This is a genomic window from Cobetia sp. D5 (assembly GCF_035666195.1).
Classification (GTDB): Bacteria; Pseudomonadota; Gammaproteobacteria; order Pseudomonadales; family Halomonadaceae; genus Cobetia; species Cobetia amphilecti.
This window is the reverse complement of record NZ_CP142020.1, coordinates 1,066,801-1,093,634: the sequence shown is the minus strand read 5'-3', so window position 1 is coordinate 1,093,634 and position 26,834 is coordinate 1,066,801. Positions and strand designations below refer to the sequence as shown.

21 protein-coding genes are annotated in these 26,834 nt (G+C 64.2%); 5 read left to right on the top strand and 16 right to left on the bottom strand.

Annotation, left to right across the window (positions count from 1 at the left end; translation table 11 throughout):
- Nucleotides 1–15: 15 nt before the first annotated feature.
- Nucleotides 16–1,419 carry an RsmD family RNA methyltransferase gene (locus tag U0O11_RS04650; RefSeq protein WP_225347712.1) on the bottom strand — a complete coding sequence of 468 codons (1,404 nt, stop codon included), beginning with the start codon at nt 1,417–1,419 and terminating at the stop codon, nt 16–18.
- The gene (gene cysM, locus U0O11_RS04645) at nt 1,419–2,405 is read right to left on the bottom strand and encodes a cysteine synthase CysM (protein ID WP_225347711.1); all 987 of its coding nucleotides are present in this window, start codon (nt 2,403–2,405) and stop codon (nt 1,419–1,421) included. The genes U0O11_RS04650 and cysM overlap by 1 nt, the downstream gene beginning before the upstream one ends.
- 221 nt (nt 2,406–2,626) lie before the next feature.
- Here cysM and U0O11_RS04640 point away from each other — a divergent pair, with 221 nt between their 5' ends.
- A complete protein-coding gene (locus tag U0O11_RS04640) occupies nt 2,627–5,869 on the top strand; it encodes a response regulator (RefSeq protein ID WP_324691899.1) in 3,243 nt (1,080 codons plus the stop codon).
- A 125-nt stretch (nt 5,870–5,994) separates the two neighbouring features.
- Here the strand turns inward: U0O11_RS04640 and acpS are convergent, their stop codons facing one another.
- The 9 genes from acpS to U0O11_RS04595 form a co-directional block, all read right to left on the bottom strand.
- The gene (gene acpS, locus U0O11_RS04635; protein ID WP_043331863.1) at nt 5,995–6,372 is read right to left on the bottom strand and encodes a holo-ACP synthase; all 378 of its coding nucleotides are present in this window, start codon (nt 6,370–6,372) and stop codon (nt 5,995–5,997) included.
- Entirely contained in the window at nt 6,369–7,199 is an 831-nt protein-coding gene (pdxJ, locus tag U0O11_RS04630; RefSeq protein WP_225347709.1) for a pyridoxine 5'-phosphate synthase, read from the bottom strand. Before pdxJ ends, acpS begins: the two co-directional genes overlap by 4 nt.
- 121 nt (nt 7,200–7,320) lie before the next feature.
- Complete coding sequence (recO, locus tag U0O11_RS04625) at nt 7,321–8,037, bottom strand: DNA repair protein RecO (protein ID WP_324691897.1); 717 nt, start codon at nt 8,035–8,037, stop codon at nt 7,321–7,323.
- Between the two features lie 203 nt (nt 8,038–8,240).
- Nucleotides 8,241–9,185, bottom strand: coding sequence for a GTPase Era (era, locus tag U0O11_RS04620; RefSeq protein WP_052384345.1), 945 nt, complete (start codon nt 9,183–9,185; stop codon nt 8,241–8,243).
- Nucleotides 9,186–9,277: 92 nt separating this feature from the next.
- Complete coding sequence (gene rnc, locus U0O11_RS04615; RefSeq protein WP_043331866.1) at nt 9,278–9,970, bottom strand: ribonuclease III; 693 nt, start codon at nt 9,968–9,970, stop codon at nt 9,278–9,280.
- A gap of 340 nt (nt 9,971–10,310) precedes the next feature.
- Complete coding sequence (gene lepB, locus U0O11_RS04610) at nt 10,311–11,114, bottom strand: signal peptidase I (RefSeq protein WP_054554987.1); 804 nt, start codon at nt 11,112–11,114, stop codon at nt 10,311–10,313.
- Nucleotides 11,115–11,169: 55 nt separating this feature from the next.
- Nucleotides 11,170–12,990, bottom strand: a complete 1,821-nt coding sequence (gene lepA, locus U0O11_RS04605; protein ID WP_043331869.1) for a translation elongation factor 4 — start codon at nt 12,988–12,990, stop codon at nt 11,170–11,172.
- Between the two features lie 321 nt (nt 12,991–13,311).
- Nucleotides 13,312–14,727: a DegQ family serine endoprotease gene (locus tag U0O11_RS04600; protein WP_043331870.1), complete on the bottom strand. Its 1,416-nt coding sequence runs from the start codon at nt 14,725–14,727 to the stop codon at nt 13,312–13,314.
- Nucleotides 14,728–15,012: 285 nt separating this feature from the next.
- Nucleotides 15,013–15,483, bottom strand: a complete 471-nt coding sequence (locus U0O11_RS04595; protein ID WP_054554989.1) for a SoxR reducing system RseC family protein — start codon at nt 15,481–15,483, stop codon at nt 15,013–15,015.
- Between the two features lie 127 nt (nt 15,484–15,610).
- Between U0O11_RS04595 and U0O11_RS04590 the strand changes: the two genes are divergently transcribed.
- Nucleotides 15,611–15,856 carry a VF530 family DNA-binding protein gene (locus U0O11_RS04590; RefSeq protein WP_043331871.1) on the top strand — a complete coding sequence of 82 codons (246 nt, stop codon included), beginning with the start codon at nt 15,611–15,613 and terminating at the stop codon, nt 15,854–15,856.
- A 186-nt stretch (nt 15,857–16,042) separates the two neighbouring features.
- Here U0O11_RS04590 and U0O11_RS04585 read toward each other — a convergent pair whose 3' ends face one another.
- Together U0O11_RS04585 and rpoE are read right to left on the bottom strand one after the other, a co-directional pair.
- Entirely contained in the window at nt 16,043–16,780 is a 738-nt protein-coding gene (locus U0O11_RS04585; RefSeq protein WP_107335316.1) for a sigma-E factor negative regulatory protein, read from the bottom strand.
- Nucleotides 16,781–17,147: 367 nt separating this feature from the next.
- Entirely contained in the window at nt 17,148–17,750 is a 603-nt protein-coding gene (gene rpoE / locus U0O11_RS04580; RefSeq protein ID WP_043331873.1) for an RNA polymerase sigma factor RpoE, read from the bottom strand.
- Nucleotides 17,751–18,283: 533 nt separating this feature from the next.
- On the opposite strand from rpoE, the gene U0O11_RS04575 reads away from it, so the two are divergent.
- Nucleotides 18,284–19,372, top strand: a complete 1,089-nt coding sequence (locus tag U0O11_RS04575) for a 3-deoxy-7-phosphoheptulonate synthase (protein WP_043331875.1) — start codon at nt 18,284–18,286, stop codon at nt 19,370–19,372.
- A 176-nt stretch (nt 19,373–19,548) separates the two neighbouring features.
- Here the strand turns inward: U0O11_RS04575 and dinG are convergent, their stop codons facing one another.
- Complete coding sequence (dinG, locus tag U0O11_RS04570; RefSeq protein ID WP_192838440.1) at nt 19,549–21,687, bottom strand: ATP-dependent DNA helicase DinG; 2,139 nt, start codon at nt 21,685–21,687, stop codon at nt 19,549–19,551.
- A 217-nt stretch (nt 21,688–21,904) separates the two neighbouring features.
- Nucleotides 21,905–23,209, bottom strand: a complete 1,305-nt coding sequence (locus U0O11_RS04565) for a DEAD/DEAH box helicase (protein WP_131431459.1) — start codon at nt 23,207–23,209, stop codon at nt 21,905–21,907.
- 1,007 nt (nt 23,210–24,216) lie between these two features.
- Between U0O11_RS04565 and U0O11_RS04560 the strand changes: the two genes are divergently transcribed.
- On the top strand, nt 24,217–24,483 hold the full coding sequence (locus U0O11_RS04560) for a hypothetical protein (RefSeq protein ID WP_043331879.1): 267 nt from the start codon (nt 24,217–24,219) through the stop codon (nt 24,481–24,483).
- On the top strand, nt 24,483–25,295 hold the full coding sequence (xthA, locus tag U0O11_RS04555) for an exodeoxyribonuclease III (protein ID WP_225347707.1): 813 nt from the start codon (nt 24,483–24,485) through the stop codon (nt 25,293–25,295). The genes U0O11_RS04560 and xthA overlap by 1 nt, the downstream gene beginning before the upstream one ends.
- A gap of 137 nt (nt 25,296–25,432) precedes the next feature.
- On the opposite strand, the gene U0O11_RS04550 is transcribed toward xthA, so the two are convergent.
- The gene (locus U0O11_RS04550; protein ID WP_225347706.1) at nt 25,433–26,728 is read right to left on the bottom strand and encodes a hypothetical protein; all 1,296 of its coding nucleotides are present in this window, start codon (nt 26,726–26,728) and stop codon (nt 25,433–25,435) included.
- Nucleotides 26,729–26,834: the final 106 nt, after the last annotated feature.

Below are 26,834 nucleotides of genomic sequence, written 5' to 3'. Positions count from 1 at the left end.
CCCGAGGGCACCGCCTCAGTCTTCCGCCCGCTCCAGCAGCAACATCGATTCCAGATGTGCCGTGTGAACGAACATGTCCGCCATCAGGGCACGCGTGACGCGATAACCGGCGTCCTGCAACAGCCGTGCATCACGCATCAACGTGGTCGGGTCACAGGCGATGTACAGCACACGCTGCGGCACTCGGCTGACCCTCCCAGCATGCAGATCACGTGCCAGCTCCTCGCAGAGAGGCTGAGCGCCATCACGCGGCGGGTCTAGTACCAGAAGGTCGATACCCTCGAGTGACGGCAGGGCCTTGCTCAGGTCCGCTCGACGTGCACTCACCTGAGCCAGTCCGTTGGCTTCGGCATTGACCATCAGCTGATCGACCATGCCCTGACTGCCCTCGATGCCCGTCACCTCACTGGCGCCGGCCGCGGCAGCCGCCAGGGTCAGGTTGCCGACACCGGCGTAGAGGTCCATCACCTTGAGGCCACTGACGTCGCTCAGCCATTCGAAGGCGGTGTCGATCAGGCGCTGATTGAGCGCCGCATTGACCTGCACGAAGTCGCCCGGCGAGAAGGCAAGACGCAGCGTCGTTGCGCCGACACTCAGCGAATACGCGGCGTTCGGCGTGCCCGACAGCCACTCCAGCACCACCGGATCACGTCCGACCCGCCAGCCGACCACCAGGCCGTGCTGCTCGGCGAAGGCCTGCCAGCGCTGCGCATCACGCGGCACCGCCTTGAGCTGGCGCACCACCACGATGACCTGCCCTTCGGCAGCGGTCAGCTCCAGATGGCCCAGACGCTTGGGTGCCTCGAGGCTCTCGATCAGCTCACGCAGCGGCGCGAGCAGGCGGTCCAGCTCCGGCACCAGCACGCTGCAGGTGGTGATATCGACCAGCTGGTTGCTGCCGCGTCCCCGGAAGCCGAACTGCAACTCTCCGGCATCGGTCACGCGTACGCCGATACGCGCGCGACGGCGATAACGGCTTTCATCATCGCCCAGCGGCTGAATCTCGGGCAGCGTCACGCCATTGCGTGTCGCATGTTCGCCCAGCACCTGCACCTTATGGGTGCGTTGGGCATCCAGCGCCATATGCTGCAGATCACAGCCGCCACAGCTGCCGAAATAGGCACAGGGCGGCGTCACGCGACTGTCAGCCGCGTTGTCACGTGCACGCACATGCGCCTCATTGAAGCGCTTGTGGGTGCGGTGGATGGCCAGCGTCACGCGCTCGCCGGGCAGGGCCTGATCGATGAACTGGGTCTTGCCGCTCTCGTCATGGGCGATGCCGCGCCCGTCATGGGCCAGGCGGTCGACCGTCAGCCACTGGCTGTCGGCGTCGCTGGCATTGCGGGTGCCACGACTGGCCACTTCCTTCTCGCGACGGGTCGGCTTGCGCGCCGGTCGCTTCTGTCCGAGCAGCGCCATCAGGAACGCTCCCCTGCGACGGCTTCATTGTGGGGCGTGTCCTGCTGAGTCATGTCGTCGTCCTGGGTATAGAGGCCTGTCGAGAGATAGCGGTCTCCCCGGTCACAGACGATGAACACGATGACCGCATTCTCGACCTGCTCGGCGAGCTTGAGCGCGCCCGCCAGCGCACCGCCGGAGGAGACACCGGCCAGAATGCCTTCTTCGCGCGCCAGGCGGCGCATGCAGACTTCGGCTTCGTGCTGGCCGATATCCAGCGTGCGGTCGATGCGTGAGGCATCGAAGATTCTCGGCAGATATTCGGCGGGCCAGCGGCGGATACCCGCGATGCTGGCACCTTCGGCAGGCTGCAGGCCGACGATCTCGATGGCCGGATTCTGCTCCTTCAGATAGCGCGAGGTGCCCATGATGGTGCCGGTGGTGCCCATCGAGGACACGAAGTGCGTGATGCGTCCGTGGGTCTGCTGCCAGAGTTCCGGCCCGGTGGTGCGGTAATGCGACAGCGGATTGTCCTGGTTGGCGAACTGATCCAGCGCCTTGCCCTCGCCACGCGCGATCATCCCCTCGGCCAGGTCCCGCGCGTGCTCCATGCCATCGGCTTCGATCAGCGTGGCCCCGTAGGCGCCCATCGCCTGCTTGCGCTCACTGGAGGCACTGGCCGGCATCACCAGCACCATGCGGTAGCCCTTGATGGCCGCCGTCATGGCCAGCGCGATGCCGGTATTGCCGGAGGTCGCTTCGATCAGGGTATCGCCGGGAGAGATCTCGCCGCGCGCTTCCGCCTCCTGGAACATGGAAAGCGCCGGACGATCCTTGACCGAACCGGCGGGGTTGTGACCCTCCAGCTTGGCCAGCAGCACATTGTTGCGGCCCGCGCTGATGCGCGTCAGGCGCACCAGCGGCGTATTGCCGACGACATCTGCAAGACTGGGATAATCGGACGCGCCAGGGATGGCGTCACCGGGGGTTTCGCTGAGATGAGACATGAGAGGCAGACTCCAGAGACGCCGCGCCCGGACAGCCGAATGACAGCGGTCAGGCGCTGGCATCGGGACCAAGGACGAACGGGGGGCCGCGTCGGGGTGTAGATGATGCGCGCAGTATATCGCTCCCGCCCAGCCCTGTCAGGGCGCTCGCCATCGCTTCGCTCAAGAGCGCGAGGTATGCTGACCGCTGATGCTCGTTCGCCCTTTGACGATGGATTGCCATGCTGCTTCGTACCCGATTCCAGCTTGCCCTCTTGCTGCTGCCCCTCGCCACCAGCCTGATGTTCAGCCTGTATGCGGTGGACCGCGAGATCAGCGGTGAGCGCCTGGCCATGATGGAGCGCCTGCAGGCCAGCATGCAGGCCATCATGCCGGGCATGGCCAACGCCGCCCTCGCCGCTGACGACCAGCGCCTGCACGAGCAGGCCCAGATGCTGATCGACCAGCGCGACGTGCGCGCCCTGACGCTGCGCACCGCCAACGGCGGCGCCCTGTTGCATCTCGGCCCTAGCCAGCGTCCGGAAACCAGCACGCTGGTCGAGAGTCAGGCCTACCCCTCGGACCCGGACTCGCTGGTGATGGTGATGCCGGTCATCGACCCGTGGCGCGAGACGCAGCGCGGCGAGCAGATGTCGTGGCTGGTACTGGAGGCCTCCGACACCCGCCTGGTGCTGCATCGCTACCAGCTGCTGGTCGGCTACGGGCTGGCCAATCTGGTCTTCGGGCTGGCGCTGCTGCTGCTGGCCTTCCATGGCTCGCGCCGCATGCTGCAGCCGCTGCATGAGCTGGGCGAGGCCCTCACCTGTCTGGCGCGCGGCGAGACACACCGCCAGCTGCCGGTGGCAGGCAATGACGATCTCAGCGAGCTGGCCGAGAACTACAACCGCAGCGTCGAGCAGCTCAAGCGCGCGCGCGAGGACATGCAGGACCAGATCGAACAGACCACCCAGGACCTGCACGAGTCGATGGAAACCGTCGAGATCAAGAACATCGAGCTCGACATGGCGCGGCGCAAGGCGCTGGAAGCCAACCGCATCAAGTCGGAATTCCTGGCCAACATGAGCCATGAGATCCGCACGCCGCTCAACGGCATCATCGGCTTCAGCAACCTGCTGGGGCGCAGCGATCTGGACAACCGCCAGCGCGACTGGCTGGGCCACATGCAGAATGCCTCCTCGAGCCTGATGTCGTTGATCAATGACATTCTCGACTTCTCCAAGATCGAAGCCGGCAAGCTCGAGCTCGAGAAGGTGCAGATGGACATCGAACCGCTGATCGAGGAAGTGCTCGCCATGCATGCCCCGGAGGCCCATCGCAAGCATCTGCATCTGCTCGGGCTTGTCTATGACGACGTGCCGCAGCGCTTCGAGGGCGACCCGCTGCGCATCAAGCAGGTGGTGACGAATCTGGTCGCCAATGCCGTCAAGTTCACCGAGCGCGGCGAAGTCATCGTGCGCGTGATGGTGGATGATCTGTCCGGCAGCAACACCCGCCTCAAGATCGCGGTGGCAGACACCGGCATCGGCATGGATAGCGCCCAGCGCAATCGCCTGTTCCAGGCCTTCTCGCAGGGAGACCCGTCACGGGCACGCCAGTTCGGCGGCACCGGCCTGGGGCTGATGATCTCCAAGCGACTGGTCGAGCAGATGGGCGGCGAGATCCAGGTCGACAGCCTGCCCGGCCACGGCTCCACCTTCCTGTTCAGCGTGCCGGTGGCGGTCAGCAGCATCGAGGAGCGCCCGCGCGAAGTCGTGTTCGATCATCAACGCATCTGCCTGATCGAGCCCCACTCGGCCACCCGTCGCGCCCTGAGTTACCTGCTGACCCGCTGGTCACTGACGCTGGTCGGCATCGAAGAGCAGCCGGATCTGGTGGTGGTCGCGCTGGAGAGCCGTGACCTCAAGCGGCTGGATGAATGGGGCGCGCGCCTCAAGCATCTGCCGTGTCGCGTGCTGGGTCTGCTGAACGCGCCCCTGCCCGCCGACGCCGAGAACCTGCAGCAGTACGGCATCGACGAAGTGGTCAGCAAGCCGGTCACACGCCTGCAGATGCGCCACAAGCTGGCCAATCTGCTGCATTCACCTCACCGCGACCCGACTCAGGCGCCGCGCAGCGCCTCCTTCACCTCGTTCGAGCCGGCCACACGTGAGCAGGACGCAAGCACGGCGCCGGCCGCCAAGCCGATCGCCACGCCTGATACGAGCGCCAAGCCAGCCAGCACGCCTGCCGCGAGCACCACGCCTGCCAAGACACCACCGGCCGGCCCGCGGCCTGAGCTCCCCGCCCAGCCTGCGAGCCAGGAAACGCCTGCGCAGCCTCGCAAGTGCGTGATGGTGGTCGACGACAACCCCTCCAACCGCCTGTTGGCCGAGGAGCTGTTGACCGACATGGGGCTGGACACCCTGGCCGCCCAGAGTGGCGAAGAGGCGCTGGCGCTGGCTCAGGAGCAGGTCGTGGATGCCGTCCTGATGGATATCCAGATGCCGGGCATGAACGGGCTGGAAGCCACCAAGGCGCTGCGTCATCAGCATCGCGAGGGCAACCGCCACCTGCCGGTGATCGCCCTCACCGCCCATGCACTGGCGCATGAACGGCGAGAGCTGTTGGCGGAAGGCATGGATGATTACCTGATCAAGCCCATCGACGAGGGCCTGCTGGCCAACCTGCTCAGCCGTCATCTGGGCATTTCGCTGAACCCGCCACCGCAGGCCGCGCGGTCATCCAGCCAATCGCGCAGCCCTGCCCGCAGCCAATCGCGCAGTCCAGAACGCAACCAACCGCGCAGCCCTGCTCGCAGTCAGGCGATGACTGCCTTGCCGCCGGGAGTGAAAGACGCTGCCAGCCAGGCCGAGTCCTCATCGCCGGTAGCGCCACTGCCCCGCTCTGCCGCGAAGAGTCAGCTCAGTCTGGAGCAGGACGCTGACCTGCCGGTGGTCGACATGGCGCTGGGCGTGGAAATGGCCGGAGGCCGCGAGGCCCTGGCTCTGGAGATGCTGGGGCTCTTGATCGAGAGCCTGCCGGAGAGCGAGGCCAGGATCCGCCGCGCTTGGCAGGCGCGTGACAACGAGGCGATGCTCGATGGCGTGCATTATCTCAACGGCGCCTGCCGCTACTGTGGCGTGCCGCGTCTGGCGCTGCTGGTGGAGGCACTGGAGACCCGCATCCGCGTCAGCGGCCTGTCGCAGCTGGAAGAGGATGTCGATGCCCTGTTCGCGGCCATCGACAGCCTGATCCAGTGGTCGCACAGCGATGAGGCCAAGGCCTTGCTCGCCGCGCCGCTTGAACCGGCTAGCCCCGACGGTGAGACGGGTGAGACGCCTGAGACGCCGACAGCGTCCTCTGTCGAGACCTCTTCATCGTCCGCCACCGCCCCCTCGGACGCACCCGCTGAGCCCTCCGACACAGGCTCGTCATCGGTAAGCAATCCACAGACGAGCGAGCCACAGTCCAAAAACCAGCCCTGAAAGACCAGTCCTGAAAGACCAGTCCTGCACAAACGACAACGCCACCCGCTGCCGCAAGGCAGGGGTGGCGTTGTCGTTTCGAGCGCCGTGTTCACAGGCGCGATACAGCGTCAGACCGAATAGGGCTAACGCTCCAGCACCACGAAGGCGATGGCCTGATCACGCTCATCACTGATCGACAGGTGCAGATGGCGGATACCCGCCCGCGCGGTCAGGGCTTCCGCCTCGTCAGACAGCTTGAGCGAGGGCTTGCCCAGGGCGTCGTTGACCACCTGAATCTGGGTGAAGCGCATGCCCTGACGCAGGCCGGTGCCCAGCGCCTTGACGAAGGCTTCCTTGGCCGCGAAACGCTTGGCCAGAAAGGCCGCCGGCTGAGGGTGATCGGCAAAGCGCGCCAACTCCTCTTCCCCCAGCAGTCGGCGCGCAAAGCGCTCGCCGTGGCGCGCCATGCCTGCCTCGAAGCGCTCGATACGCGCGATGTCCGTGCCTATGCCGACGATCATCCGCAGCAGCCTGAGCCCTGCACATGCTCATGGGCATCACCGTGTTCGTGGTCATGGTCATGATCGTGCGCATCCAGCGCGGCCATCAGGCCCGCTTCCTGGCCTGCGATACACAGACGCTTCATCTCGATGACGGCCTCCTTCAGGCCGACGAACATGGCGCGCGCGATGATCGCGTGACCGATGTTCAGCTCGTTGAGCCCGGAGATACCCGCGATCGCCTCGACGTTGTGATAGTTGAGACCGTGACCGGCATTGACCACCAGCCCCAGCTCGTTGGCCAGCTCCGCGGCGGCCGCGATACGCTCGAACTCGACACGCGCCGTCTCGCCCGTGGCATCGGCATAGGCGCCGGTATGCAGTTCGATGACCGGCGCACCGGCTTCGAAGGCGGCACGGATCTGCTCCGGCTCCGGGTCGATGAACAGCGAGACTTCACAGCCCGCCGCTGCCAGACGCTCACAGGCGGCGGTGATGCGCGCCAGATCACCGACGACATCCAGTCCGCCTTCGGTGGTCAGCTCTTCGCGCTTTTCCGGCACCAGACACACGTTGGCCGGCTGGACTTCCTCGGCCAGCGCCAGCATCTCTTCGCTGACGGCCATCTCGAGGTTCATGCGCGTGTTGAGCACCTCGGCCAGAATGCGCACGTCGCGCTCCTGGATGTGGCGACGGTCTTCACGCAGGTGCACGGTGATACCGTCGGCACCCGCCTCTTCCGCGACCAGCGCGGCCTGGACCGGGTCCGGATAGCGGGTACCACGCGCCTGACGCAGTGTGGCGATGTGGTCGATGTTGACCCCGAGCAGGATGCGCAGCGGATGCATGATCAGCTCCTAACGATGAACAAGAGAACAGGCATGGCGACGAGGGCCATGCCGAAGACAGGTCGCGCAATACTATCATGCGTCACGCCGCAGCCGGACAGTGTCGCCACGCCTGATGACGTCAGTCGGACTGACGACTCTGACGCCGCCTGGCCGTCAGCTGCATCATCAACTCGCGCGAACGCAGCGGACGATCCCCCAGCAGCGGCGCCAGCGCACGCCGCGCCAGCCACAGGCTCTCACGGGCAAGCCCTGGATGGCCCCAGTCTTCGCTGGCCAGCAACTTCAGGGCCCGCCCTTCGATGCCCGCCGCGCCTGGCGGCTGCGCCTGAAAGCGTCGCTCACTGACCACATAGTCATAGCGCACATCCGGCATCAAGGGGCTGTCATCCAGAGCGCGAAACTGCGGCAGTTGTTCCAGCGCTTCCAGCAGGCTGTATTCGAGCCGCCTGAGCGCGGGGGCGCGTCTGGCGGGCAGTGCCACCTCATCCAATGTCAGCGAGTAGAGCGCGAACAGCTCCGGCACCGGCATTTCCACCGGCAGCGTGCGGGTCAAAAGCTCATTGGCGTAGAACCCGCACAGCAGCCCCTCGCCCGCCAGCAGACTGGCACTGCCGCCGATCTCCATCAGGTTGAGAGTCTTGAGATCGCTCTCGCCACGCCAGGTGACATGCAAGGGCGTGAACGGCTGCAGTCGTGCACGCGCCTTGCTGCCCGGGCGCTGAACGCCACGCGCCACCGCGCGCACCCTTCCGTGTTCGAGGGTCAGCAATTCGATGATGGCACTGGTTTCACGGTAAGGCTTGCGATGCAGCAGGAAGGCCGGTTGCGGCGTCATCAGGCAGGCTCACGTCAGACGGTGGCTTGGCAAAAAAAGCTGGCAGAAGGACTGGCAGAGGGGCTGGCAAGAAACGAGACCGCCTGGACAGGGCCAGGCGGTGCGCGGCAGAGGCCGCGAGAACATCGGATCAACGACGGGCGACACATGGCAGGTGCGACCCTCTCGGATCGCCACCGCCCTGCACCGCTCGCGCGACGTCGTCAGTCCTTGTCGTGGGTGTAACCCAGACTCTTCAGGGCACGCTCGTCATCCGACCAGCCACGCTTGACCTTGACCCACAGGTTCAGCATGACCTTGGCGTCGAAGGCACGTTCCATCTCGAGACGCGCTTCACGGCCGATGTTCTTGATGCGCTCACCGTTCTCGCCGATCAGGATCTTCTTCTGACCCTGACGCTCGACCATCATCAGCGCGCTGATGTGCAGGGTGCCGCGCTGATCGGTCTTGAATTCCTCGATCTCGACGGTCATCTGGTAGGGCAGTTCGTCGCCCAGCTGACGCATCACCTTCTCGCGCACCAGCTCGGAGGCCAGGAAGCGAGAGCTCTTGTTGGTGATCTGGTCGTCCGCGAACATGTGCTCGCCCTGCGGCAGACGCTTCATCACGTTCTCGAGCAGCAGATCGATGTTGGTGCCGTTCTTGGCCGACATCGGAATGATGGCCGCGAAGTCACGACGTTCCTGCAGGCTCTGCAGCCACGGCGCGAGGGTGGTCTTGTCCTTGAGCCAATCGATCTTGTTGACCACCAGAATCACCGGCGCCTTCACGTGGGCCAGCTTCTCGAGCACGATCTGGTCTTCTTCCATCCAGCGGGTGCGGTCGACGATGAAGACGACGGCATCGACATCACGCAGCGCCTGGGTGGCGGCCTGGTTCATGAAGCGGTTGATCGCCTTGTTGCGATCGCGCTGCATGATGTGGATCCCCGGGGTATCGACGAAGACGCACTGGGTGCCCTCTTCGGTGTGGATACCCATCACCTGGTGACGCGTGGTCTGCGGACGACGCGAGGTGATCGAGACCTTCTGGCCCAGGATGTGGTTCATCAGCGTCGACTTGCCGACATTCGGGCGACCGACGATGGCGACGAAGCCACAGCGGGTGTCCGGCAGCGGCTGATCGCTGACACCGGCGGCGGCCAGCATGCCCTCGAGGGCATCCGGCGTGCCGACGCCGTTATCAGTGGAGTGATCAGGGGCGTCGCCGCTCGGGGTGACGTTGTCTTCTGGGGTATGGCTCATGAGCGGCCTCCGCGGGCAGGTTCGAGCAGTTGCAGCGCGAACTCGGCCGCCTGCTGTTCAGCATGACGACGGCTGGAGCCGACGCCTGTGGTCTTGGTGTCGATCATCTCGACGTGGCAATCGACGCTGAAGGTCTGCGAATGCGCTTCGCCTTCGACGCTGGTCACCTCATAACGCGGCAGTGCCGCCTGACGCGATTGCAGGAATTCCTGCAGACGCGTCTTGGGGTCTTTCTGGGTGTCCTGAAGATTCAGCGCTTCAAGACGGGTGGCGTACCAGCGCAGCACGTGTTCACGCGCCACCTGCATGCCGGCGTCCAGATAGATGGCGCCGATCACGGCTTCCACGGCATCGGCCAGAATGGACTCGCGACGGTGACCGCCGCTTTTCATCTCGCCGGAGCCCAGACGCAGGTTCTCGCCGAGATTGAATTCACGCGCCAGCTCCGCGAGGGTCTGGCCCTTGACCAGGCGCGCACGCAGGCGCGACAGCTGGCCTTCACGGGCCTGGGGGAAGCGCAAAAACAGCGCTTCGGCGATCACGAAGTTGACGATGGAATCGCCAAGGAATTCGAGACGCTCATTGTTCTGGCCACCATAGCTTCGATGAGTCAGAGCCAGTTCCAGCAGGCTCGCATCCTCGAAGGTGTGGCCGATACGCTTTACAAAGGCATTCAGCGGGCTACTCACAGGTCTCCCTACTCTCTTTTTGTCGCTGACGCCCGCGGGCGTCCTGTCGAATGGTGCATCAGTCATGCTGGCTGATGCCTGTCGTCTTCGACATGTCTCGCGATGCCCGAAGCCTACGCGGCTTGAGGAGTTGCCGATTGCCACCATCCCAATCCGATATTCGTCAGCCGCGCTGCCCGCAAGCTTGTGGCCACGGGTCCGACATGATGAACAGCAGGTTGACATGGCAGGCACGACGCATCGTCCCATGTCGAAAATCCGCACTGATAAGGCCGGCGGGCCAATGTGGCCCTGCCAGACACGACCGGGCCGCCTCTCGGCGGCCCGGTCAATGCACTGATCAATGAATCAGGCGTACCGAGGAAAAGTCCGGGAACCCTTCTTTCCAGTGCATCCACACCGCCACCGCCTTGCCGACGATGTTCTCTTCCGGCACGAAGCCCCAGTAGCGGCTGTCGTTGGAGTGATCACGGTTGTCACCCATCACGAAGTACATGCCTTCCGGCACCCGGATCTCGCGCATCTGCGGGCCGGGGTCCTGAGGGTTATTGTAGATTTGATGGGCGTGTTTCCCCAGTGTCTCATCCAGCAGGTCTTCACCGGACTGTTCACTGGAGTTGCGCGCATTCAATGTCTTGTCGATGGCCTCACCATTCACGTAGAGCTGCTTGCCTTCGTAGCGAATGGTATCGCCCGGCAGACCGACGACGCGCTTGATGAAGTTGGTGGACGGATCTTCCGGGAAACGGAACACCATCACATCACCGCGCTCCGGCTCGCCGACTTCCAGCACCTTGGTGTCGACCACCGGCAGGCGCAGGCCATAGTCATACTTGTTGACCAGGATGAAGTCGCCGATCTTGAGCGTCGGCAACATCGAGCCGGACGGAATCTGGAACGGCTCGAACGCGAAGGAGCGCACCACCAGCACCAGCAGCAGTACCGGGAAGAAGGACTTGGCATAGTCCACCGGCCACGGGTCACGCGCCAGCTTCTCACGCGTGCCGGCGTCCAGTTCTCCTTCGACGGAGGCCTCGGCCTTGGCCACACGCGCCTTGCGCGCACTGCGCAGGGCAACCAGGTCTATCAACCACACCACGCCGGCTACCGCTACGGCAATCACCAATACTAGCGAGAAATCCATCGTTGTCCCTGTCTGCCCTGGGTCTTGGTGGCAAGCCGCCAGACGGCGGCCTGCCTCAGTCGTTCATCTTGAGCACGGCAAGGAAGGCGTCCTGGGGAATTTCCACCCGGCCGACCTGCTTCATGCGCTTCTTGCCCGCTTTCTGCTTCTCGAGCAGCTTCTTCTTGCGGCTGACGTCGCCGCCGTAACATTTGGCGGTGACGTTCTTGCGCAGCGCCTTGACGGTGGAGCGTGCCACGACCTGGCCACCGACGGCAGCCTGGATCGCCACATCGAACATCTGACGCGGAATCAGCTCTTTCATCTTCTCGACCAGCAGACGGCCGCGGCCATGTGCGTGATCACGGTGGATGATCGCCGCCAGTGCATCGACGCGGTCGCCGTTGATCAGCACATCCAGACGCACCAGCTTGGCCGCCTCGAAGCGCTCGAAGCTGTAATCCAGCGACGCATAGCCCTTGGAGATGGACTTGAGGCGATCGAAGAAGTCCATCACCACTTCCGCCATCGGCAGCTCATAGATCAGCTGGATCTGGCTACCCAGGAACTGCATGTCGAGCTGAACGCCACGACGATTGACGCACTCGGTGATGACGTTGCCGACATATTCCTGCGGCACGAGGATGGTAGCGCGGCAGATCGGCTCGCGCAGCTCATCGACGTTGGCCATGTCCGGAAGCTTGGACGGGTTGGACACCGGCAGCACATCGCCGTTGTCCATCAGCACCTCATAGATCACCGTCGGTGCGGTGGTCAGCAGATCGAGATTGTACTCACGCTCCAGACGCTCCTGGATGATCTCCATGTGCAGGGTGCCGAGGAAGCCGACACGGAAACCGAAGCCCAGCGCGTCGGAGTTCTCCGGCTCGTAGTCCAGCGAGGCATCGTTGAGCGCCAGCTTCTGCAGCGCATCACGGAAGTCCTCGTAGTCATCGGAGCTGATCGGGAACATGCCGGCATAGACCTGCGGCTTGACCTTCTGGAAGCCCGGCAGACGCTCGACCTTGTCGGCGGTCTTGGTGTGCACGATGGTGTCACCCACCGGCGCGCCCATGATGTCCTTGATACCGGCGACGATGAAGCCGACCTCACCGGCGCGCAGCACGCCGGTTTCCTTGCGCTTGGGCGTGAAGATACCGATCGCGCCGGTTTCCCAGTCACGGCCGGTGGACTTCAGGCGGATCTTCTCGCCCTTCTTCAGGGTACCGTCGAAGATACGCACCAGCGAGACGACGCCGAGATAGTTGTCGAACCAGGAATCGATGATCAGCGCCTGCAGCGGTGCCTCCGGATCGCCCTTGGGCGGCGGAATGTCACGCACCAGACGCTCGAGCAGCGCTTCCATGCCCATGCCGGACTTGGCCGACACCTGACAGGCATCCGTCGCGTCCAGACCGATGATCTCCTCGATCTCCTGGGAGACCTTTTCCGGGTCCGCCTGCGGCAGATCCATCTTGTTGAGGACCGGCAGCACCTCGAGGCCCTGCTCGATGGCGGTGTAGCAGTTGGCCACCGACTGGGCTTCGACGCCCTGGCCGGCATCGACCACCAGCAGCGCCCCTTCACAGGCGTACAGCGAGCGCGAGACTTCATAGGAGAAGTCAACGTGGCCCGGCGTATCGATGAAGTTCAGCTGATAGGTATTGCCATCGTCAGCGTGGTAGTCGAGGGTCACCGACTGCGCCTTGATGGTGATGCCGCGCTCACGCTCGATGTCCATCGAGTCAAGCACCTGCTCCTTGAGCTCACGGTCGCTCAAGCCTTCGCACAGCTGGATGATGCGGTCAGCCAGCGTGGACTTGCCGTGGTCAATGTGGGCGATGATTGAGAAGTTGCGGATATGCTTCAAGGACGGCGGCGTTACGCGTTCGGTCATGGATCACTGCTCTGTATTTGTGCCCGTCTCCGTGAAATCACACGGCCAACACGGGAGACGACGGAAATCGAATTGCACGCATTGTACAGTCCGACCACAAGCGATGATAGAAGGCGTTGCCTTTTGCGCCCCTCCGGCCCTGTCACAACCCGCCTGAACTCGGGTGAACCGCAGGGCCGCCCGGCAGCAGACGGGGCGCACAGTCGCCCGTGCGCCCCGTCTGCTACCGGAGTGACCGCCTTCGTGCCGGTGGCGGTCACCTTCTGTTGCCTGCGCGCTCGTCGCTCAAGTTCTTGACGCTTGCGTCAGGCGCTGGCGGGATCACTTGTCGCTGTCGGCACGCATGCGCAGTGCGATGTACAGCGGGCGACCATTGCGCACCAGGCGCAGCGAGACCGGACGGTTGGTCGGCAGCTTGGCGACCACATCGCGCAGCGCCTGCACGCTGGTCAACGGCTGCTGATTGAGTTCGACCAGCACATCGCCAGCGCTGATGCCTGCCTCGGCAGCCACGCCCTGCGGGTCGACTTCCATCACGCGCACCCCGTGATCGAGGTTGAGCTCGTTCAAGCTGGCCTTGTCGAGCTCTGCCACCGCAACGCCCAGCCCCTGCTTGTCGTCACTGGCCTTGGCGGCATGCGCCTGCTCACTGCCCGGCCAATGGCCGACCTTGGCGGTCAGCGTCTGGCTCTTGCCATCGCGCAGGATGGAGAGCTTGAGCGAATCGCCCGGCGAGCTGGCGCCGACCATGCGCGGCAGGTAAGCCGAGCTCTCGACCGCCTTGCCATCGACGGCGGTGATGATGTCGCCACTCTTGAGGCCAGCGGCGGCAGCAGGGCCATCCGGATCAAGATCGGCGATCAGCGCACCGCGCGCACGGTCCAGCCCGAAGGATTCGGCCAGGTCCTTGGAGACCGGCTGAATGACGACGCCCAGCCAGCCGCGATCCACGCGTCCATCGGTCTTGAGCTTGTCGGCGACATCCATCGCCACATTGATCGGAATCGCGAAGCTCACGCCCATGAAGCCGCCGGAGCGGGTATAGATCTGGGAGTTGATGCCCACCACATCGCCATCGAGATCGAACAGCGGCCCACCGGAGTTGCCCGGATTGATCGCTACATCCGTCTGGATGAACGGCACATAGGCGTCCGACGGCAGGGTGCGATCGATGGCGCTGACGATACCGGCGGTGACGGAATGATCGAAGCCGAACGGTGAGCCGATCGCGGCCACCCATTCGCCGACTTCCAGCGCATCACTGTCGCCCATCGGCAAGGTCGGCAGGTCTTCCGCCTTGACCTTGAGTAGCGCGATATCGGTCTTCTTGTCCTCACCGACCACCTGCGCCTTGAGTTCGCGGCGGTCGTTGAGGCGCACCATCACCTCATCGGCACCGTCGATGACGTGGGCATTGGTCATAATGTAGCCATCATCGGAGATGATGAAGCCAGACCCGAGACTGGAGCGCTTCTCGACGCCCCCGCGGCCCGGACCAGGCAGCTGATCACCGAAGAAGCGCTTGAAGAATTCGGGCATCTCTTCGCCATTGGGCCCACGGAACACCGGCCCCGAGCTGCGCTGGATCTCGGTGGTGGTCGCGATATTGACCACCGCGGGCGCCGAGTCCTTGACCAGCTGGGTGAAGTCGGGCAATTCACGAGCCTGAACCAGCTGGGAGCCCATCAGGGCAGCCATGGCCAAGGCAGGTACCATCAGGCGGGAAAGGGATTTCATCAGTGCGGCTCCTGGTACGTCCTGTCATCACTTGTTATCAGGCGTGCAATCACGCAACTACTGACGATGGCAGCGTCACATCGCTGGCGGCGTCCTTCTCATTGACGTCGAAGCGTCGTTGAAGTTCAGCGATTGGTGCCGCGCTGGACGCAACCATGCGTCGCCAACATCCGACAGGTGCCGATGCCAGCCCGATGCAGACTGACGACGCCACCTGCCGACTACGCAAGTCACTCCCCCTATCTGCCGAGAGAGTCGACTACCGCTATCACTTGAGCACGACGACTACAGCGCCTTGATCGCCATCGCGTCCATGCCGAGACGACGCATCAAGCGCGGCCGGTAGAGTGCCTGGCGCTCAGGACGCGCGGCATGCCAGCGCACGACCATCAGGCCCGCCGCCAACGAGAGCGCGAAGCCCAACGGCACCGCCAGGGTGCCAGCGCCCGCCAGCTGCTCGGCCACGATTCCCCCCAGCATGCCGCTGACCAGCGGCAGGCCATACAGCAGGCCCGCACTGCGCAGAAACGCCGACTCATCGATGCCGATCACCACCCGCTCACCCACCATCGGCAAGTCTTCGCCTGCCGGCACATGGATCAGCACGCGATGCGGCTTGCGACGCGAAAACTGGCTCAACAGGCCGCTGCCACAGCTACTGCGCGCATTGCAGGCACCACAGGTGGAGCGACGCTGGGTCTCGACCCAGACGCCTTCCTTGCCATGCCCCGTGACCTGCCCCTCTTCCTGCATCATCTTGCTGACTCCTGCAAAAACTCGCCGCGCACTGGCGACACATACGCGTAGAATAGCGTCATTCACGGCGGCACTTCACGCGCCTCAGGCCCGATAAGCGCCCACGATACCATCAACAGGAGCCCGCATGAGCGACGCACCCCCATCCACTTCCCGCCTGGACCCGCTGCACGGCGTCACCCTCAAGGCACTGCTGACCTGGCTGGTGGACCACTACGGCTTCGAGACCCTGGGCGAGCTGATTCCCATCAACTGCTTCCTCAGCGACCCGAGCATCAACTCGAGCCTCAAGTTCCTGCGCCGCACGCCCTGGGCACGCGCCAAGGTCGAGGCACTCTACATCCAGACGGCAGATCGCTATCTGCATGACTGAGGCCGAGCGTGGTCACACCGGCAAGTGACGACGCTGGCCGGATGCGACCAGGTTGTGTGGGCGCAACCAGGATATACAGACAAGAAAAGAGGGGCAGCCATTGGCTGCCCCTCTTTTCTTGTCTATCCATGCTGCTTTCATCTGCCTTGGCAGCGACGCCAGCGCAAGCCAGTCATCCAGCGAATGTTACTGGGCAACATCCTGCAGGCTGATCCACTCACTGCGCTCCGGCACCGGGCCACGCGAGGAATGCTGGCTCAGGTAGGCCTCGAGCAGACGACGCTGGGCGAGATCCGCCGCGGCGACATTGCTGGACGACATGCCGGAATCGTAGCTGCCACTTTGCGGCGCCATGAACATCGGACGCGAGCTGGAGGGCGTCACGCCGACCTGCATCAAGCCGCTGTTGGCACCGGGCTGTACCCACTGAGACGCCTCGGCATTCACTGACGGCTGGCTGACCTGACGCACGGTGCCGCCCTGGATGGCTGAACCGCCCTGGTTGACGGAAGAACCGCTGGCAAGCTCTGCACCGCTGTTCACGCCGCCGGGCACCCCATTGTCACCGCCATTGAAGACCTGCACGCCGGTGATCACCATCACCGCGACGCCTGCCGCGATGGCCGCGGAGCCGGCAAAGGAGAACAGGCTGCGGCGCTCGGCCACGGGCGGTGCGCTCGCGGGAGCCTCGCGGGAGATCAGCTCGACCTCGGCGCTGACTGCCGACGCGATATCCAGAGTGAAGGTGCTTTCACGCTCGCGATGCATGGCACTGCGCGCCAGGTGATAGCGGCGCCAGGTGTCTGCAGCCTCAGGAGACTCATCGAGCCCCTTGAGGACACGACGCAGATCCAGCTCGTCACCCTCCGCATCCATCAGCGCGGACAGCGACTCCTTCACGGATTCGGTGGTCTTCAGATTCATGCGTAAATACCCTCACACTCGTCAGATTGAACGACGACTTCAATCTGCACTCCTGGCAACAAATGGCGTCATTCACCATGGCGGCTGATGGCCCGAGCGGGCCAACGGCAAACAGCGTTACTGCGCCGTGGAAGAGGGGCTTTCGTGCCCTGCCCCTCACCACTCAACTTTCCAGCGCTCATGCACGCAGTCGCTGAGCTACATGACTACTGAACAGTAAGAACACGCGCCGCACGGATTGTTCCGCCATTCGTTCAGAAAACATTCACTTTAGCTGCAAGATTTCGCCAAGCCACTGAGTTGATTGAATTTAACCAACAAAATTTTTGTGGCTCTTCTCTCACAGGGGCGACGCAGAACAGCGACGTCACTCGACGGCAGACACCGCCGCGGCGGGACTGACCAGCCCCTGGATCGCCTTGTCGACCGCTTCACGTGCCCGGAAGATACGCGAACGCACCGTGCCCACCGGGCACTGCATCACCTCGGCGATATCCTCATAGGACAGGCCATCGAACTCGCGCAGCGTGATGGCGGTGCGCAGATCTTCAGGCAGCTTCTCGATGGCCTCGAAGACGACCTTCTCCAGCTCATCGCGCGCCATGGCGGCTTCCGGCGTCTCGATGTCAGACAGGCGGCCGGACTGATCGACCACCTCGGCATCGCCGATATCCATGTCGGTGCCCGGCGGACGACGGCCCCGCGAGACCAGATGATTCTTGGCCGTATTGATGGCGATCCGGTACATCCAGGTATAGAAGGCGCTCTCGGCCCGGAAGTTGGGCAACGCACGATAGGCCTTGATGAAGGCTTCCTGGGCGACATCCTGCACTTCTGAATGATCGTGTACGTAACGGCTGATCAGGCCGAGAATCTTGTGCTGATATTTCCTGACCAGCAGATCGAAGGCGCGGTTATCCCCTTTCTGGGCGCGCTCGACCAACTGCTGGTCCGTTTCATTGACACTCATTCACTCGCTCCCTCCGCGGGAGTGGAGGCACCGCTTGCGGACTCCACATCAGGAATCCCCGGGGCATCAGCACCTGACAGGAATTGCGACTCGCGCATGCGTTATCCGGCCCCATTGATATTCGTTGTGATGGATGCGATGCCTGGCGCGGGGCGAAAAAGCGCCCGGCGGCCCGCTGACGCGACCAAAATCAACGCACAGTGTTCCTGTTTATCATTTGTACGGCAAGACGCCATGCCGTCAAAGCCTCAGGTTTTGCGTGTTCACTCCCGTCATGACAGCGTTTGGCGACGCTGACACGTCAAAGCGTAACGATTTCTTTACGATTTACGCTTATCTTGAGTCACACGAGCCTCAAGTCAGCGCCAGTCAGCTTGACAGTTGATTAAATTTGACCCAAGGACGCTGACAAGCCGGCATGCAGCAGATACCATGGACGTCATTCAGTACGCACAACACGGATGGCGGGCGCGAAGACGCCCGTCTGACTCTGCTAGCAGCCATGCAGACCGCACACCGCTCAGGACACTGTCATGTCAGAACAACACGTCAACAACCTCAACGTCCTGTCACAGGACGTGCTGATCACCCCCGAAGCGCTCAAGCAGGACATCCCGCTGACCGCCAAGGCCGAAGAGACCGTCATCGAAGGCCGTCGCACCATCCAGCGCATTCTGGACGGTGAAGACCCGCGCCTGCTGGTCGTGGTCGGCCCCTGCTCCATCCATGACCTGGACGCCGCCCGTGACTACGCGCGCCGCCTGAAGGTGCTGGCCGAGGAAGTGAAGGACAGCCTCTACATCGTGATGCGCGTCTACTTCGAGAAGCCGCGTACCACCGTCGGCTGGAAAGGCCTGATCAACGACCCGCACCTCAATGACACCTTCGAGATCGAGGAAGGCCTGCACATCGCGCGCGGCCTGCTGGTCGAACTGGCCGAGATGGGCCTGCCGCTGGCCACCGAAGCCCTCGACCCGATCTCCCCGCAGTACCTGCAGGACTGCATCAGCTGGTCTGCCATCGGCGCCCGCACCACCGAATCCCAGACCCACCGCGAGATGGCCTCTGGCCTGTCCTGCCCGGTCGGCTTCAAGAACGGCACCGACGGCTCGCTGGATGTCGCCGTCAATGCCCTGCAGTCCGTATCCCACGGCCACAACTTCCTGGGCATCAACCAGGCCGGGCAGGTCGCGATCATCCGCACGCGTGGCAACGCCTACGGCCATGTCGTGCTGCGTGGCGGCAACGGCAAGCCGAACTACGACAGCGTCAGCGTCGCGCTGGCCGAGCAGGAACTGGCCAAGGCCGGCGTCACCGCCAACCTGATGGTCGACTGCTCCCATGCCAACTCCAACAAGGACCCGGGCCTGCAGCCGCTGGTGCTGGAGAACGTCACCCAGCAGATTCTCGAGGGCAATCGCTCCATCATGGGTCTGATGGTCGAGTCGCACATCAACTGGGGCGCGCAGAAGATCAATGCCGACCGCAGCAAGATGGAATACGGCGTCTCCATCACCGATGCCTGCATCGACTGGGCCACCACCGAAGACACCTTCAAGACCATGGACGCCAAGCTCAAGGACGCGCTGCGCGCCCGCCTCGAGCAGCCTGCCGAAGCCTGAGCCAGAAGCCTGAGCCAGAAGCCTTAGGCCACTGATTTCAGACCAGCCGCATTGGATGAATGAAAAAGCCCCGCCGATTGGCGGGGCTTTTTTGTGGCCGCTGGGTCGGCAGCTGACGGGCCAGCTCTGACCGTTCAGCCCTGCCCCATCAGTTCTGACCCATCACTTCTGCCCCATCAGTTCTGGCGCACGCCATCGATCTCGCGCACGAAGGGCGGCAGTGCCTCGATCAACTGCTGACCATAACGCTTGGTCAGGATGCGTCGATCCAGAATCGTGATACGCCCTTCATCGGCTTCCTTGCGGATCAGGCGCCCACAGGCCTGCACCAGCTTGATCGAGACATCCGGCACCGCGATACGCATGAACGGGTTGCCGCCCCGCGACTCGATCCACTCCGCCAGCGTCGCACCGACGGGGTCATCCGGCACCGCGAACGGCAGCCGCGTGATCACCACGTGGGTCAGATACTTGCCGGGCAAGTCGATGCCCTCGGCGAAGCTCGCCAGCCCGAAGATGATGCTGCCGCGCCCGCCATCCACCGCCTTGCGATGCTGACTGAGCAGCTCATGCTTGGGCAGACGACTCTGCGCCAGCACCCGCTTGCGGGTCTCGCTGTCCAGCGCCTTGTTGACCGCCGCCAGCTGCTTGCGCGAACTGAACAGCACCAGCACCGCCTCGCGCACATCCAGCGCATTGACGAAGTCGACGATCGCCTGCTCATGCGGGCCGGGCGGCGACGGCTCCACCGCCTCGCGCGGGATGGCCAGCACCGCCTTGCCATAATCGAACGGGCTGGGCAGACGCTGATAGCGATAGCGATTGGCCAGGCCTGCGCGCTCCTGCAGGCGTTCGAAGCGATTGAGCGCCGTCAGGGTCGCCGACGTCAGCACCGCACCGAAACAGGTGCCCCACAGATGGCGTGCCAGCGTTTCCGCGGCCGACACCGGGCTTGCCGAGACGGTCATCTCCGGCTCGCCATTGAAGCGCTCGAAGGTCAGCCAGCGCGCATGCGGCGGCCCATCGGCAGGGTCGCTCAGGCCGATGGCCTCCCACAACGCATGGGCTTCCAGCGCACGCCCGTGCAGCAGGGCCACCAGCGGCAGCCAGTCCTCGGCATTCTCCTTGGGCAGACCTGTCGCCTTCTCCGGGTCCAGGCTCTCACGCAGGATGTCGGCGATCTGCTCCAGCGCCCGCGACAGCTCCGCGAAGCCCTTGAGCAGGTTGTGGCCCAGCTCCTTGAGCGCCTCCGGTGCCTGACCGCGCTCGAAGCGATGATTGGTGACGTCCTCGCCGGCCCCATTGGGCAGATCCGCCAGCTGATGCCCCAGCCCGAACACCTCGCCCAGACGCGGCTCGATATCCGCCAGCAACTCGGGCATGCGCGCCAGCAGACGCCCGATGGTCGGCTGACTGCCCAGCGCCGCATTCAGCTCGGTGAGCGACTTCTTGAGGTTGCCCAGCCAGCGCAGCGTCTGATTGATCGGCGTGCGGTGATGGAAGTGATCCAGCGCCTTGTCGGGCAGATGGTGCGCCTCATCGAAGACGTAGATGCAGTCACTGGGCGATGGCAATACCAGCCCGCCGCCCAGCGAGAGATCCGCGAGCACCAGGTCATGGTTGGCGACGATGATGTCGGCCTGCTCCAGCTGACGACGGGCACGGAAGAAGGCACACGCCGAGAAGTGGCTGCAGCGGCGATTGGTGCACTGACGGTGATCCGTGGTCAGACGCGCCCAGTCGCGGTCCTCGACCTGCAGCGGCCAGCTGTCGCGGTCTCCTGCCCACTCGCCGCTGGCATAGTCCTCGGCCATCTTGCCGGCCAGCTCCACGAAGCTGCCGCCGTCGCTGGCGATCATGTCGCGCTCGAACAGCGCCATGGTCGGGTTGTCCTCGACACCTTCCAGCGCCTGATCCAGCTTCTGCACGCACAGGTAACGGCGACGGCCCTTGGCCAGCGCATAGTCGAAGGTCAGCCCCGAATGCTTCTTGAGCGCCGGCAGGTCCTGATGCATGACCTGCTCCTGCAGCGCGATGGTCGCGGTCGAGACCACCAGCCGCTTGCCGCGCGCCTTGGCCACCGGCAGTGCGGAGAGCAGATAGGCCAGCGTCTTGCCGGTACCGGTACCGGCCTCCAGCACGCAGACATGCTCGTTGCCGAGGCGATAGCCTTCCGGATTCTGCTCGATGTTGCCCAGCGTGCGCGCGATCTCGGCGATCATCAGCCGCTGCCCGTAGCGCGGCGTCAGCTCAAGACCCTCGAGCAACTTGCGGTAGGCGCCCTGAATCTCGCCCTTGAGGCTATCTTCCAGCATTGCGTGTCTCTCTCCTCAACTGGCCATCCACCCCTGACCCACGACATCCGGCCGACAACAACTGGCGACTGGCCACTCGTCATCAAACCTGCGGGTCATGGAGCGCAAGACGGCGAACAGCCTGAGCTGTCCGCCGTCTTTGCGTGCTACTGCCATCTACCTCGACTGCCCTGCGCGGCCGGTCACCCTATCGCGACCGGTCGGATGCAAGCAGGCGTTACAGCAGGCCCTGGGGCGGCTGCTGACGCGGCAGCGTTTCCTGCAGGTAGTCTTCGATTTCCGGCAGTGAGAAGACATCTTCCTCACCGACGAAGCTGATCAAGGTCACATCGCTGAAGCTTGCACGGTGGACATAGTCTTCCGGCACTTCCGGCAGCGTGAAGTTGATCGCATGGGTCGCGTCTTCGAGTGCGAAGCCACGCCCGGCGACATCGCTGACCACCAGCACCTTGAGTTTGCCGTTGCGGAAGGCCTCATGGGCTTCCAGGCGCTCGGTCTGGGTCTCGGCGCCGGACATCACCGCCGACTCGATACCGGCTTCCTTGAGCGCGGCGTTGATCTTGCGCACCAGCCCACGGCTGTTACCGAAGACCACGGAGCGCTCCATCTCGCCCTGCTTCACCAGATTGATCAACAGACGCAGCTTGTCATCATCGCTCACGGTGTAGGTCTGCACGGCGTCGTTGTCCGCCGCGATGGCAGCCGTCGCTTCGTGCTCGACCGCGACCTGAGTCGCCTCATGCGTCCACTGCTCGGCCAGCCCCAGCACGTCGGAAGACAGCTCGGCGGAGAACAGCAGCGTCTGGCGCTCTTCGGGACGCGGTGTGGCGCGGATGATGCGCTTGACGTCGGGAATGAAGCCCATCGACAGCATGCGGTCCGCTTCGTCGACCACCAGCACCTCGGTCTCGGAGAGATCGACATCGCGCTTGGTGTGGAAATCGAGCAGGCGGCCTGGCGTTGCGACCAGCAGGTCGACCTTGCGCTCGAGGCGTTCACGCTGCTTCTGGTAGTCCATGCCGCCCACCACGCAGGCCACCGAGATGCGCGCGAATTCGGAGAACGCCTTGGCGTCCTTCTCGATCTGCAGCGCAAGCTCACGGGTCGGCGCGATGATGACGGCACGCGGCGCGCCCGGCTTCTGACCTTCCGGCGCCTTCTCTTCCAGGAAGTAGGCCAGGGTGGCGATCAGGAAGGCGGCGGTCTTGCCGCTGCCGGTCTGGGCACGACCGACCACGTCACCACCCAGCAGTGCCTTCTCGAAGGTCTGGGCCTGGATCGGGGTGCAGTATTCGAAGCCGGCCTTCTGGATGGCACGCATCAGTGGCAGCGGCAGATCGAAATCATGGAAGCGCCACTGACCGGCGACCGGCGCGACCGGGAACTGATCGAGGTTCCACTTGGACTGGGAGCGGCGCGGCTTGCGACGACGACGCTTGGGCTTTCTCGGCTTCTGGTTCGGGTCCTGCGGCTCTTGCTGAGTCTGCTCAGCGGCTGGCTGGGTCTGATCCGTCTCGCTCATGTAATCCGTTCTTTTCAAGGGTTCATATGCGACAGGCGCGGGTCGTTCTCGGAATCTCGCCGTGACAGGCCACACCCGGTTGGTTCGTCATGCCCAGTCGTCTCACCTGGTTCGCCTGACTCGCGCCTGATGCGCGGTAGTCTCGGGCTGCATGCGCCTTTACCGGATTGGGAGCCATCCCCTGCCCTTCTGCGGCAACACCCCCTGGGTGTGCGTCTCCGGGGCCACGCAGGCCTCGGGTGCAGAAGGACACGAATGCTCTCACCTGTTCTTGACGGATTCACGCATCCAGCGCTCCCCTGCCCGAATGTTCGGCAAGGGACTGGAGCGGACGTCTGCCATGAGGGTCTGCTCACGTGGCACCGGTCATGTCATCGCCGGGCTCACGCAACGGACAGGCTCATGGGTCGCCACAAGGACGGCCGATACTGCGTGTCGGTCGAAAGGGCTTCTTCATCGGGCGGGCATCAGGCTGCCGGGCAACCTTGGCCACGCCACGGGACAGTTCGCCACCGCCCGTCTGTCTATCTGTCTGTGTGGGCCGGGGCGGCGTACCTGCCAGGGTCATTCAGGTAACACTCACATATTGCATATTGCATGTCGCTGGCACGGGCAATGGCAGCAAGACTGGCGCGTCCGGCAAGCCGTTGTCTCTGACATGCGTGAGGAGAAGCGCGCCCCGAGGGGCAGGCGACCCGCCATCGTGCATGAGACACAAGGCGCCGATTCAAGCGGCCAGTCACGCACCTCACCTGCGGGCAGCGACGATAACGCCGACATATTGTACCAGCCCGCCGGCGTCTTCGCGCCCCTGCATCATGACGCACTCGGCGCGAGACATCCTCGCGTGCACGACACGCGATGCTTCTCACCACGACGCCCCTCATGGCACCCGCCCCATGCAGGCTGGTAGAATGCACGACAACTGATGCGGTTGCCCGCGTGCCGCGGCCTTGCCGTGCGACTCAAGGCTGGCGACTGCCGACACCGAACAGGAAAGCCCGAAGATGACACGTAGAAAGAAGAGCCGCTCCATCGCCGACAAGGTGCAGATTCGTACCGGGCGCCGCAAGGATTTCAAGAAGTGGCGCGCCGAGAACCCGGACCAGGTACATTCCGGTCCGCGTTATGTGGCCAAGAAGAAGGACCAGCGCAAGAGCCAGGCTGCCGCCAAGCTGGAGCGCATGAACGCCGCGCCGCTGTTGCCGCTGCACCCTGATGCGCCGGCAAAGGAAGACAGCTCCTCCAAGGATGATGGTGGAGGCGAAGCGTGATGCGCCTGATTTCCTTCAACATCAACGGCATCCGTGCGCGTCCGCATCAGCTGGAAGCGCTGATCGAGGCACATCAGCCGGAAGTCATTGGCCTGCAGGAAACCAAGGTGCAGGACAGTGAATTCCCCCACGCGCACATCGAGGCGCTGGGCTATCACGTGGTCTGGCACGGCCAGAAGGGCCACTACGGCGTCGCGATGCTGACCCGTCAGGTGCCGAAGAAGGTGCACTACGGCATGCCGGATGACGACGAGGATGCCCAGAAGCGCATGATCGGCGTCGAGATCGACGGCCCGAACGGCGAGCCGCTGATCGTCTACAACGGCTACTTCCCCCAGGGCGAGAATATCGAGCACCCGGTGAAGTTCCCCTACAAGACGCGCTTCTATCAGCAACTGTTCCGCCTGCTGGAAGAAGACCACCAGCCCGAGCAGCACGTGGTGGTGATGGGCGACTACAACATCTCGGCCACTGACCGCGACATCGGCATCGGCGAGCCCAACCGCAAGCGCTGGCTGCGCGAAGGCAAGACCAGCTTCCAGCCCATCGAGCGCGAGTGGATGGAACGCCTCTACGCCTGGGGCCTGACCGACAGCTTCCGCCACGTGCACCCGGAAGTCGATGACCAGTTCAGCTGGTTCGACTACCGCTCACGCGGCTTCGAGCGTGAGCCCAGGCGCGGCCTGCGCATCGACCTGATCATGACCAGCCCCGGCCTGACTCCGCTGATCAAGGATTCCGGTGTCGACTACGCACTGCGTGGCATGGAAAAGCCGTCGGATCACGCCCCGGTGTGGACCGATATCGGCTGATACGCTGAGCAGCGCCAGCGCGAACACGATCGCCAGACACGCAAACGCCGCCTTTCCCGTCTCAGGACGATCAGGAAAGGCGGCGTTTTCGTTGCAGTAATGCTCAGACAGCGCTGGATCGCCAGATTCTCACGTCATCAGCGCTGCGCGACGGATTTCAACCAGGCATCGGCCCCTTCGGCGCCACGCGCCTGAGCCTTCTTGAAGGCTTCACGCGCAGGGTCGAACTGCTCCAGCTGACTGGCGACCACGCCGGAGAGCAGCCAATGACGCGCCGAGTCATCGCCACGCTCACCGGCCGCGGCCAGCGCCTGCTGCGCCGTTTCCCAGCGGCCCCAGTCATAGGCAAGCTCGGCATACTGCCGAGCATCCTCGAGTGACTGGCTCTGCTGCGAGACGGCTGCCCACGCCTTGAGCGCATGCTCGACATCGCGCGCCGCCGTCCAGGCCTGCGCCAGCTGGCGACGCAGCGCCGGGGTGTCTTCAAGCAGCGGCTGCCCCTCGGGTGTCGCGGATTTCGAAAGCCCCGCCTCGATCAGCTCCGCCGCCCGCGCCGGCGCACCGGCCGCCAGCTGCAGGTCGACTCGCTGCTGGTAGGCATCACTGCCACTGACGATCCCCGCCGCCCACGCCGCTTCCCAGGTACTGGCGGCGCGGGTGTTCTGATTGAGGCGCTGATAGAGCGCCACGGCACGCTGCCAGTCCTGCGGGTCACGTGACTCGCCCAGCCCCTGCTCGACCAGCGCCACCGCCGCGCCATGGCGGCCGGTCTGCTGATAGACGCTGACGGCCAGCTTCAGGCGATCGCCGCTCGGCGCACTCGCCTTGCTGGCACGCTCCAGCCAGTCCTCGGCGCGCGCCCAGTCACCCCGATTGGCCTCCAGGCTGACCGCCAGCCACAGGTCATCGGCACTCGCCGAGCCGCCGTGCAGATATTCCGCCAGGCGAGCGATACCGCTATCGCGCTCCCCGGCGCGCAGGCGCAGCATCGCTTCACGACGCAGCCACTCACGAGCCTGGGAGGCATTGACGCCCGGCAGGCGACGCGCCTCGGCATACAGACGCGCCGCCTGGGCCTGATCGCCCTGACGCGCACGCGCACTGGCCGCCAATGACAGATACAGCGCACGCACCTCACCGCGCTGGCGCTTGGCCTCACGCTCGGCGCGCTCACCGACCGCGTCATAATCGCCTTCATCCAGCCGTGACTGCAGCGTGCGCAACTGCCCCGCCACTTCGGCGGAGACGCGCGTCGCCGCATGGGCCGCACTGATGCCACCAACTTCCATCATCAGCATCAGGCAGGTCGAGACCAGCGTCACGCGGGTGAGTCGGCGCCCGCCGCGTCTCAGCAGCTGGCGTGCCCGCGCCATCAGGCCTCGCGATCGCTCAGCGCTGTCGGCGTCCTGCGGCGGTGTGGATTTCGCTACCATGAGTCTTTCCTCTTGCGTTCATCCGCTGCCATGACCCGGCGCATTGCCGACAAGTCCACGGCATCAGAGATGACGACATATGACACACATCAGACACCCGATGAAA